General features: G+C 37.7%; 12 protein-coding genes. 2 read left to right on the plus strand and 10 right to left on the minus strand.

Annotation, left to right across the window (positions count from 1 at the left end):
• The coding region (locus AC1M9D_RS13465) for an alpha/beta fold hydrolase (RefSeq protein ID WP_481612392.1) at window positions 1-219 on the plus strand (219 nt) is incomplete at its 5' end.
• Window positions 220-636: 417 nt separating this feature from the next.
• On the opposite strand, the gene AC1M9D_RS13470 is transcribed toward AC1M9D_RS13465, so the two are convergent.
• From AC1M9D_RS13470 to AC1M9D_RS13500, 7 genes are all read right to left on the minus strand, one after another.
• A complete protein-coding gene (locus AC1M9D_RS13470) occupies window positions 637-744 on the minus strand; it encodes a DUF2474 family protein (protein WP_155757002.1) in 108 nt (35 codons plus the stop codon).
• 11 nt (window positions 745-755) lie between these two features.
• On the minus strand, window positions 756-1,760 hold the full coding sequence (gene cydB / locus AC1M9D_RS13475) for a cytochrome d ubiquinol oxidase subunit II (protein WP_180028990.1): 1,005 nt from the start codon (window positions 1,758-1,760) through the stop codon (window positions 756-758).
• Complete coding sequence (locus AC1M9D_RS13480) at window positions 1,757-3,202, minus strand: cytochrome ubiquinol oxidase subunit I (RefSeq protein ID WP_481589613.1); 1,446 nt, start codon at window positions 3,200-3,202, stop codon at window positions 1,757-1,759. The genes cydB and AC1M9D_RS13480 overlap by 4 nt, the downstream gene beginning before the upstream one ends.
• Before the next feature lie 236 nt (window positions 3,203-3,438).
• Complete coding sequence (locus AC1M9D_RS13485) at window positions 3,439-3,852, minus strand: DUF2946 domain-containing protein (RefSeq protein WP_092768857.1); 414 nt, start codon at window positions 3,850-3,852, stop codon at window positions 3,439-3,441.
• Between the two features lie 186 nt (window positions 3,853-4,038).
• On the minus strand, window positions 4,039-4,932 hold the full coding sequence (locus tag AC1M9D_RS13490; protein WP_481612396.1) for an MBL fold metallo-hydrolase: 894 nt from the start codon (window positions 4,930-4,932) through the stop codon (window positions 4,039-4,041).
• 14 nt (window positions 4,933-4,946) lie between these two features.
• Entirely contained in the window at window positions 4,947-5,363 is a 417-nt protein-coding gene (locus tag AC1M9D_RS13495) for a DUF6691 family protein (protein ID WP_481612393.1), read from the minus strand.
• Window positions 5,364-5,780 (minus strand): YeeE/YedE family protein, encoded by a 417-nt coding sequence (locus AC1M9D_RS13500; RefSeq protein WP_481612394.1) that lies wholly within the window; start codon window positions 5,778-5,780, stop codon window positions 5,364-5,366.
• A 102-nt stretch (window positions 5,781-5,882) separates the two neighbouring features.
• Between AC1M9D_RS13500 and AC1M9D_RS13505 the strand changes: the two genes are divergently transcribed.
• Complete coding sequence (locus tag AC1M9D_RS13505; protein WP_481589611.1) at window positions 5,883-6,200, plus strand: metalloregulator ArsR/SmtB family transcription factor; 318 nt, start codon at window positions 5,883-5,885, stop codon at window positions 6,198-6,200.
• A gap of 117 nt (window positions 6,201-6,317) precedes the next feature.
• On the opposite strand, the gene dsbG is transcribed toward AC1M9D_RS13505, so the two are convergent.
• Genes dsbG through dsbD form a run of 3 tightly spaced genes read right to left on the minus strand, consistent with a single transcriptional unit; the run spans window position 6,318 to window position 9,876 of the window.
• Window positions 6,318-7,049 carry a thiol:disulfide interchange protein DsbG gene (dsbG, locus tag AC1M9D_RS13510; RefSeq protein ID WP_481589616.1) on the minus strand — a complete coding sequence of 244 codons (732 nt, stop codon included), beginning with the start codon at window positions 7,047-7,049 and terminating at the stop codon, window positions 6,318-6,320.
• Window positions 7,050-7,069: 20 nt separating this feature from the next.
• Window positions 7,070-7,915, minus strand: coding sequence for a prolipoprotein diacylglyceryl transferase family protein (locus AC1M9D_RS13515; RefSeq protein ID WP_481589610.1), 846 nt, complete (start codon window positions 7,913-7,915; stop codon window positions 7,070-7,072).
• Window positions 7,915-9,876, minus strand: coding sequence for a protein-disulfide reductase DsbD (dsbD, locus tag AC1M9D_RS13520; RefSeq protein ID WP_481612395.1), 1,962 nt, complete (start codon window positions 9,874-9,876; stop codon window positions 7,915-7,917). The genes AC1M9D_RS13515 and dsbD overlap by 1 nt, the downstream gene beginning before the upstream one ends.
• Window positions 9,877-10,322: the final 446 nt, after the last annotated feature.

Below are 10,322 nucleotides of genomic sequence, written 5' to 3' on the forward strand. Positions count from 1 at the left end.
TTGGCTAAGGCGGATGTGCGTGAACAACTCAAACAGATTTCGATTCCTGTATTGATTATTACAGGTCAACAAGACCCTGTGACCACTGTGGTAGATGGTCAGTTTATGCAAGCAGCGATTGTGGGTAGTCAACTTGTTGAGATTAATGCTTCGCACATTTCTAATGTTGAACAACCACAGGCGTTTAACCAGGCTGTGGCTGAATTTATTCAGGCTTAAGTTCAGAACAACTTAAACCTGAACTCAGGAAACATCACTTGTCACGGGTGACTCATCTTGACGCTTTGCCAGATTGCTCCACCAGTCTGGCTTTTTTTTCACAGTAATTGGACCATGAACAACGACAATTAAATATCAGTCTCGTGATTCCTTAAAACGGCGATAGTTATGTCATAAGTGATTGAAACGATGTCACTCATCATTCTCAAAGATTCAGATGATTCTTCTAATTTTATCTTAAATCAATTGTTTAAGTAAATTTTTAAAGTGTTGGTTTAGAAGCTAAAATCCGCTTAATTGTGCCTATATCATAGTTTCTATTACCCAATTATGATCAACAACGATTAGTCGTTAGTATTTAAATTAAAAACCCATCACCTAGATGATGGGTTAATTGTTGATGTCTAAAGATTTAGATTAATACGCCCACTGGATGAGCAATCGAAATAGACCAGCAATCAATAATAGACTTAAAAAACCACCGAGCCATAAAACAATAAACCACCCTGCTTGATTCAGTTTCATTATCATTCTCCTCAGTGATAACCTTCGTCACCAACACGGACCTTGTCTCTAAATACCCAATAAGATAAAGCGGTATAAAACAATATAATTGGGATTAGAATGAGTGCACCAATGAGAGCAAATAATTGACTACTTTGAGGTGCAGCAGCTTGCCAAATCGTTACACTTGGCGGAATGATATTAGGCCATAAACTAATTAAGAAGCCCGTATACGCAAGAAATACCAAAGCCAATGTATAGATGAAAGGCGCAAACTCCTGACGACGTTTACAAGCTCTAAGCGCAAGGAAAGTAAAAATCAATACCAGTATTGGTACGGGGCTGAAATACCACATTTGTGGTTGGCTAAACCAACGCTGTGCAATATCGTCATGTACAAGGGGGGTATAAATACTGACAGCGCCAAATATTAGAAATAACGCGATCATAAGCTTCGGCATCAGACGGTACATATGATCTTGTACACGCTCATCCGTTTTAAAAATTAACCATCCACAACCGAGTGTCGCGTATAACACAACAACGCCTAAACCTGTAAAGAGTGAAAATGGAGTGAGCCAATCCAGACCACCACCCGTGAACACACCATTGGTCGTCTGAATTCCTTGAATATAAGCGCCTAAAATCACACCTTGTAAAAATGAAGCTAAAATTGAACCCCAAATAAATGCTTGGTCCCAAAGTGCCTTAGTCCGATTAGCCTTAAAACGAAACTCAAAAGCGACTCCACGAAATATAAGCGCGATCACCATTAAGGTGATGGGCATATATAATGCGGACAATACAGTCGAATAGACCAGTGGAAAAGCGGCAAATAAACCAGCTCCACCAAGTACCATCCAAGTCTCATTGCCATCCCATACGGGTGCTACAGTATTCATCATGACATCACGCTCTTGGCGATCTTTCACAAATGGAAATAAAATACCAATTCCCAAATCAAAACCATCAAGAACGACATAAATCAACACACCTAGTGCGATGATCACAATCCAAATCAATGATAAATCAATCATTTCAAATTCTCCCGATCATTCACCCTGTTTGATGCTTCAAGTTGTTGTTCATTATCAATGGTACTCATCGGGCGTTTAGACGCTCGGATCACTTCGCCATCTGAATGTGGTGTTGAATAAATAAATTCTGGTCCTTTTACCATCATTTTCAACATATAAAAGATACCGATACCAAATACGATGCAGTACACCACAACAAAAATAATTAGCGTAAGTCCAACCTGTTCCGCAGAGACAGGAGATAACGCATCTTTCGTACGCATTACGCCATAGATAATCCAAGGTTGACGTCCCACCTCTGTGGTAAACCAGCCTGCCAATAATGCAATAAAACCTGAAGGCCCCATCCACAAAGCAAACTTGTGCAACCATTTAGAATCATAGAATTTGCCTGTCTTACGTAGCCATAGACCAAATACAGCCAGTAAGATCATGAGCATGCCCATACCCACCATGATTCGGAAACTCCAAAAAACGATGGTTGAATTAGGTCGATCCTCAGGTGCGAATTCTTTTAAGCCTTTAACCTCACCATCAAGGGTATGTGTCATGATCAGGCTACCCAGATTTGGAATACCAATCGCATATTTAGTTTCTTCAGCTTCCATATCTGGAATACCAAATAGATACAACGGCATACCATGATCTTTATTGGTTTCCCAATGACCTTCGATTGCAGCTAATTTAGCAGGCTGATGTTCTAAGGTATTCAATCCATGTAAATCACCCACGAACATCTGTAGTGGAGCTAAAGCAAGGATCATCCACATTGCCATCGAGAATGACTTTTTAACTAACGCATCACGGCGTCCTTTGAGTAGATGCCATGCAGCAGTTGCGGCAACCAATAAGCCTGAAACCAAGAAAGCGGCCAGTGCCATATGCGCTAATCGATAAGGAAAGGATGGGTTAAAGACAATCGCGAACCAATCTTGAGGAACAATTATTCCATTTTCAAATGCAAAGCCTTGAGGTGTTTGCATCCAGCTGTTAGATGACAGAATCCAAAACATGGATATACATGTTCCTATTGCCACCATTAAGGTTGCAAAAAAATGCGTCTTTGGTCCAACTCGCCCCCAGCCAAACAACATGATACCGAGGAAACCAGCTTCTAAGAAAAACGCACTGAGCACTTCATACGTCAGCAATGGTCCAGTGACACTACCAGCAATACGTGAAAATTCACTCCAGTTGGTTCCAAACTGATAGCTCATCACCACGCCTGAAACGACACCCATACCAAATGAAAGTGCGAATATTTTTATCCAAAATTTAAACAGATCTCGATAAACAGGATCATTCGTTTTAAGCCAACGCCATTCGAGCACAGCCAAAAAACTTGCCAATCCAATCGAAATTGCTGGAAAGATAATGTGAAATGAAACAGTGAATGCAAATTGTATACGCGCCAATTCGAGCGCTGTTAGTCCTAGATCCATGAGGTCACCTTATCATTGAATTTTGTGGTGAATGTTGTTCTTCAATGAGTTTAAAACTACAGTCAGAATTACATTGTAGATGTCATGTATCATTCCGATAACACGCGATTTTAAATTCACTTTTTTGAGGATGAGTGAATACCGTCTGTTAGCTACAGACTGTTTAAAGATTTTTTTCATAAGATTGAACTCTAAATAAATTGATTAAGATCAAAATGATCCAAGGTTTAAATCAATTAGAGTCCAAAAGGTGGCGCTCGGCCTTGAGGCAGAAGATAGAGCTTCTGTAGAGAAAAATAGACGTGCCAAAAAGAATTGCGGTAGAAGCTCAACTTAACTTGTAAGCGATCAAAAATTTCTTTTACACCAAAATCAAATGGTAAGACGAGGTCTCCATACACAGTGCAATATTGGCATTGGTGAGTAATTTGATTATGGTCGTGATGATGTTCGTTTTCACTCAAATGGTGGACGAGATCGTGATAAGTCTCATGAACATGCTGATGGCGTTCTGGAGAAAGTAAATTATGCATAATAGACATGCATACCGGAGCGACATGAAATTTCTCCGGTAAGATCGGTTGTAAATAAACCGCTAGTTGTAATAACACCGTTGCAAATGCAATGATGAGTCCACTAGATCTTAGCAAAATTTCCTCTCAACTCTTTTCGATAAAGAGTGTTTAGAAACATAGAAAAAAATCAAGTTAATAACCGACTAGGCTGATCAACTTTCATACTTAACTATACGCCTATTGAACTTGTTTTTAAAGCCTTTTTCAATTTTATACATAACATGTATTTATAATATCTATAAAAATTAAAGTAGCTAAATTTTATGATTTGAAAAAATTTAAAGGGATTTTCAAATAAGATACTCCATTGTGTTCAGTGGGCGGAAATTTGCCACCGTTTATATTAATTTGAATGGCTGGTAAAATGAGCTTTGGCATCCCCAATGTCGCGTCACGGCTATTGCGCATTTCCACAAAATCATTCTTTTTTGAATCAATTCGAATGTGTATATTCGATTTTTTTTGCGTTCTTATATCCGTTTGACACATATATTGGTGTCGATTTTCTGGTAAATAATCGTGACATAGATATACACGCATATGATCAGGCAGTTGATAAAGCTTCTGAACTGAATCAAATAATTCTGCTGCACAGCCCCGTGGAAAATCACAACGTGCTGTACCATAGTCTGGCATAAATATAGTATCACCCACGAAAACTGAATCACCTATCACATAACTAAGACAAGCAGGTGTATGACCAGGCGTTGGAATATTGTAGGCTTCAATTTCTCCAATTTTAAAACACTCATGATCTTTAAATAAATAATCGAATGGTTGCTGTGCGTTTATTGCCTTAATATCCAATTGATAAATTGAGCCAAATGTTTCTTGTACAATTCCAATATGATGACTCATGGCAATTTTGCCACCCAGCTTAGATTTTAAATATTTCGCAGCGGTCAAATGATCAGCATGCACATGTGTTTCTAAAATCCACTCAACTTTGTAATGCTGTTCATGTATGTATTGAATAATCTGGTCAGCATGTTCCGTCGTTGTTGTCGCAGAAGCAGCATCAAAATCTAAAACACTATCGATAATGGCACAACTTAATGTCACAGGATCAGCCACGACATAACTAAATGTATTGGTATTTTGATCAAAAAAATCTTTAATTAGCGGCTTAATTTGATCTTGAGTGGCATCTTTCATCACTAGTTTCATAATTATGCTCCCATCCATTTACGGTGAATCAAAACTCCTATCAACATCGCAATCACAAAATAGAGTGATTGATAATGCCCTAAACCAATTAATGTTAATCCTGGTGCTGGACAGATGCCTGCGATGCCCCATCCTATCCCAAACAAGCTAGCACCTATGATGAGCTTGTTATCAAGCTGATTGTTCTTTAATAAATCAATAGTCTCATTGAATAGAGTTAAAGGTTTTTCACTTCTGGTTACGATCTGAAAGGGTATGAATGCCACGACAATGGCACCCATCATGACAAATGCCAAATTTGCATCCCACTCACCAAATAAATCAAGAAAATTAAGAACTTTTTCAGGGTTCGACATTCCAGATAACATGAGCCCCACGGAAAAAAGTGAGCCAAACAAAAAAGCAAAAAGGTTTTTCATTTAGAATGCTCCTGTGACATGTCGAATTAAATAAACCGTTATAAAGCCTGTCAGCATAAAACTTAGTGTTGCCACAATAGATCTTTTGGACAATCTACTTAAACCACAAATGCCATGCCCACTTGTACAGCCAGAACCTAAACGTGTTCCAAATCCAACTAAAATACCTGCCACGATCATCATGAATGGACTTGCTTCGAGTTCAATTTCAGGCTGAACCCAAATACCATAGATAAAGGGTGAGATGATGAGACCCAGTAAAAACCACAATGCTGGTGTTTTGAAAACTGTATGCGGATTTAGTACTTGACCGATTAAACCACTAATCCCTGCTATTCGACCATTCACATATAAGTATCCAACCACAGATAAACCGAGTAGTGCTCCACCTAAAAAAGCAATCACAATATCATGCATAACAATTTACTTATTTACAATATATTTTTTTATATTATATAATTTTGAAAAATAATCAAGATGCTTTAACATACGCATCCTTCTGTTTCAAAGGAACATCTAATGCAATCTGATGTTGAATTCAATCAAATGGATTTTTCACAAGTTGATCAAGTCAGCGATCGACTTAAAGTCCTGTCGAATCCTGATCGCTTAAAGATACTTTGTATTTTAGTAGATGGTGAATTGAACGTTCAGGAAATTGAGAATCGAACTCAAATCTTTCAACCCACGCTTTCACAACAGTTAACCGTATTACGTAAAGCTGAAATGGTGGTGACTCGTCGTGAAGGTAAACAAATTTTTTATCAAGTGAGTGATCCTAAAGTCCTCACCATTATACAAACGCTTTATCGCTTATATTGCGATCCTACTTCATAATCTTGCAATTCTTTCAGTTGTGGATATGAGACTCAAATACGATCATATTCTCCATGCAAATGACCATGTATTAAATTTTAAAGTTTTGTATTCAAGAGTACTAAAGTCCAAAAAATTCTATTTTTCAAAAACGTCTTGCAAGTCTTTTGCCATTCCTTGCATAGACTTGAACTCTCCTTGTTGATTTTTCCATACCATAGCTGGCGTGGAAAAAAATCCATATTTATCCATGAGTGACTCGTTATAGTCGATTTTTTCATGTAAAGATTTTGATATATTTTGCGTAACAACTAATCGCTCTTTACCTTTCTTTTTATTGTAGTCATTAAATACTTTAGCAGGATCACTTGAGTTAAGTATGGTGACAATCTGCCCTCGACTTTCTTCTCGAATTACACCAACTTGTATATGTCGAAGTTGAACTTTTCCCGAGTTTACCCATGGTCGTGCAGCTTCCCAAAATTGATGGCAATATGGGCAGTTAGGATCTGAAAATACATAAACAACGCGTGCTGCTGTATTTTCACCATCTTGAATCCAAGTCGACTTTTCAATGCTCTTCCATACATCATCTAATACGGCGTCTTTGACATGTGTATTTAATGCTTCAATAGAAATATTTTCACCTTGAGCATTATATAAATCACCCATAATGTAATATTTCTGATCATTAGAAATAAAAACCGTGCCTGGATGTTGGTTCATATGCCCTGCCCATCCTGTCATACCTGCTGGTGCTGGAATTTCTTTTACAAACTCAAAGCCCTCTGCTGAAATCTGCTTTTTTAAATCCGCATAACTGACGCTACTTATTAAAAATACGCTAGACAACAATATTAATTTATTTATATCTTTCATAACCTTTAGCTCTACTCAGCTGTCATTTTAATTAAATATTCTTGCAATTTTGCAGCGCTTAACTCACCCATATGTCTATCCACCAATTTACCTTTTTCATCGTAAAACAATGTAGTTGGCAAGCCAAAACTATTGCTCTGCTTGGGCATTTCCCCATTTACATCAAGTCTGACATTTTTAAAGTTGAAGCTGTGGTTTTGTAAATAGTTTTGAACCGTTGTGATATCTTCACCTTGATTGAGCATCACAAAATGAATATTGGGATGAGCCTTTTGTGCTTGAAAAAGTATTGGCATCTCTCTATGACATGGCGGGCACCAACTCGCCCACAAATTAACGACTGTAGGCTGACCCAAAAAATCTGTGAAATACCCTTCATTCTTATTTTCACTATGATCAGTTGGGAGTATCTGAAAACTTAGATCAGGATAATAACTTTCAACCTTGTATTGAGTTTTTATCATTACACCAATCGCTACCCAAAATAAAAACACCCCAACTAAAATGATTTTCATTTTTGTTCGTAAGCTTCGATTGAGAATGATATAGCTTAGCCCACCGAAGAATAATCCACTCCATAAGCTAAATCCTTTATCTTGGATTTTGAGTATATCTAAAGGATTTTCAATATAAATCTCCCAATAGAACATAACAAAGATGACTCTAGCGGCAACTGCTCCAATAATGATGCTTGTCCACACTGAATCTTTACTGATTTTGACTTGGGTATCTGTCCATTTATAGTGATGACCTAAAACATTGATCAGGATAATGATGAACAGTATCCCACTGAATAGAATCAATAAAACCCATGGAAACATGAGTGATCCAAGTTGAATCCCATCAAATGAAATCATTACTGAACCATCCCGACAGATTGTTCCTGCAATCGATTTAATAACTGTGTTGCAGTAAAAGTGCCAGTCAAGCGCAGATCACGTATTTCATCATGTTGCGTATTTAAAAAAATAAATGTAGGCGGTCCTAAAATTTGCCATTTTTTTAACAGTTCATCTTGGCTTGGTTCAAAATGAGTGAGATCTAATTTAATTAAAACCAACTCATTGAGTTTGGCTTGAACATCTTCACGCGGAAGTACCTCTTTTTCTATCGGTTGACATGCAACACACCAATCTGCGTAAACATCAATTACTACGGCTTTACCTTGATTTGCTTTCAAAACATTTGAAAGCTGCGCGGCAGAGTTGACTTTATGCCATGTATGTAATGTTTTGGCCTGCGTTACAAGGGAGTGCGTATACCCTTGCTGCACATAATTCACTCCTAAAAACATCATGCCAAGACTGAGTAATATGATGATGCTTTTAACTACTATTTTTTCGATATAAGGTCTCATTTTCCAGAGTAAATATACAGCAAATCCAAGAAGTAAAAGACCCATCAGAATTTGATAAATACTGGTTGGAATAAGTGGCCGTACAAAATAAATGGCCACAAGCAACATCACGAAACCAAAACAGACCTTGAGTCGATCCATCCATACCCCAGGTTTAGGTAAAAAATGCGTCCCGAAAACTGCCGCAATAAAAAGCGGCAAACCAATCCCAATGCCCAAAACAAAAAGATAAGTCGCCCCTAATAAAGGTTGGTTCATCTGTGAGACAAATATCAATGCTCCAGCCAACGGAGCACTCATGCAGGGTCCAACTATCAGTGCAGAAATCATCCCCATGAGTCCTGCACCGATCAATGTTCCGCCTTTTTGTTTTTGTTGCCAAAGATCTAAGCGTTGTAATATTCCTTGAGGTAAAGAGATTTGAAATGCACCGAAAAGATTAAGGGCAAAAGTAATAAATAGGAGACTAAAAATACTAATGAAGATCGGACTTTGAAACCAACGCTGAAAATTATAGCCCAGTTGAGAAACAACGAATCCCATTAACGCATAAACGATAGCCATCCCTGTGACAAAAATAAAAGCTATTATCGCGGCACGATAACCTCTGTGATTTTGCACAAGAATGCCTGATAAAATCGGAATTAAGGGCAATGAACAAGGCAAGAATGCCAACAATATTCCAAGTCCTAAAAACACCAATAAATTAAGCCATACACTTTGTTGAGAGAGCAAATTTAAAAAAAATTGATCGTTGTTCCATACACTCAAAAAGCTGGCTGGCCTGTTCAGATTTTCTTTAGATAAATTTGCATCTAGCGTGGATTGATCCTCACTGATTAAATTATTTTCCCCAAATTCGGTTTTATCTAGCTCAAGCGCAGTAGCGTTAAAATTTTTACGATCTGCGACTGTATTATTATCCTCTGAAATGAGTTGTGTTTCTGTTTTTGGTGAAGCATTTTCTTGTGCATCTCGAGTATTCACAACTCCATTAGATGCCGCTGAAATTTCTTTGAGATTTAAAACTTTCTTAGCTTGTGTAGTTTGCTGCGCTGGGAATAAACCTGTGCTGTCAGTTGTTATCGTTATTCTTTGAATCGGATAACATAAACCACTTTCAGCACATCCTTGCCATTGAATCTTAAATTCTTGATTTGGTTTGACTGGAATATTGCTGATTACATCCTGATAATGCACTTGGGTCATACCAAAGTTCGGATCATCTTTCGCTTTTGGGCGTGGTAGAGATAACTTTACAGGACCTTGAATGTCTGAAACTTTGATTTGATCATGATAGAGATAGTAACCATCTGCGATCTTCCATTTTAGTTCAGCTTGATGATGACTGACTGATACTGCCTCAAATTGAAATGCTTGATCTGGTGGTAAAAAATCTGCAAATGCAAAATTACTCACCAAAATACCAAGCAATAAACTACCCTTAAACCACTTATTCATATTGACTGTATCAGTTCCTGTCTAGTCGTTCAAAGTTCAACGAATGAATTAAGAAAGCGTGATAAAAACAAAAGCCGCTTCAACGCTCCTCGTCACCCGAGATCGCTCATACATTTGTACTGCCCTAACATGAACTTTATATCGCAAAAAATCTCATTATTCCGTTGGAATTCTTTAAATATTTCTGTTTATCACCTTGGCAAAGCATTTGTGATTAAGATTTTACTCGAACCAAGAAAGAAACCCTCATTTGATTCACCAAGTGCTCCACATCAAGATTAATCATTCTTTCAAAATACGATGCGATTGAATGACGAGTACTGAAAACTCAAGTTCAGGTTAAACATCTTTGAAATGGCTTTGTTGCACAAAGATTTGAAATGCAAAGCGCCCCTAATTGAGCCAAATTTAAGGCGTAACTTGGGTAAGTGGTCGACCTAATTCCG

Source organism: Acinetobacter sp. ANC_7682 (assembly GCF_056779795.1).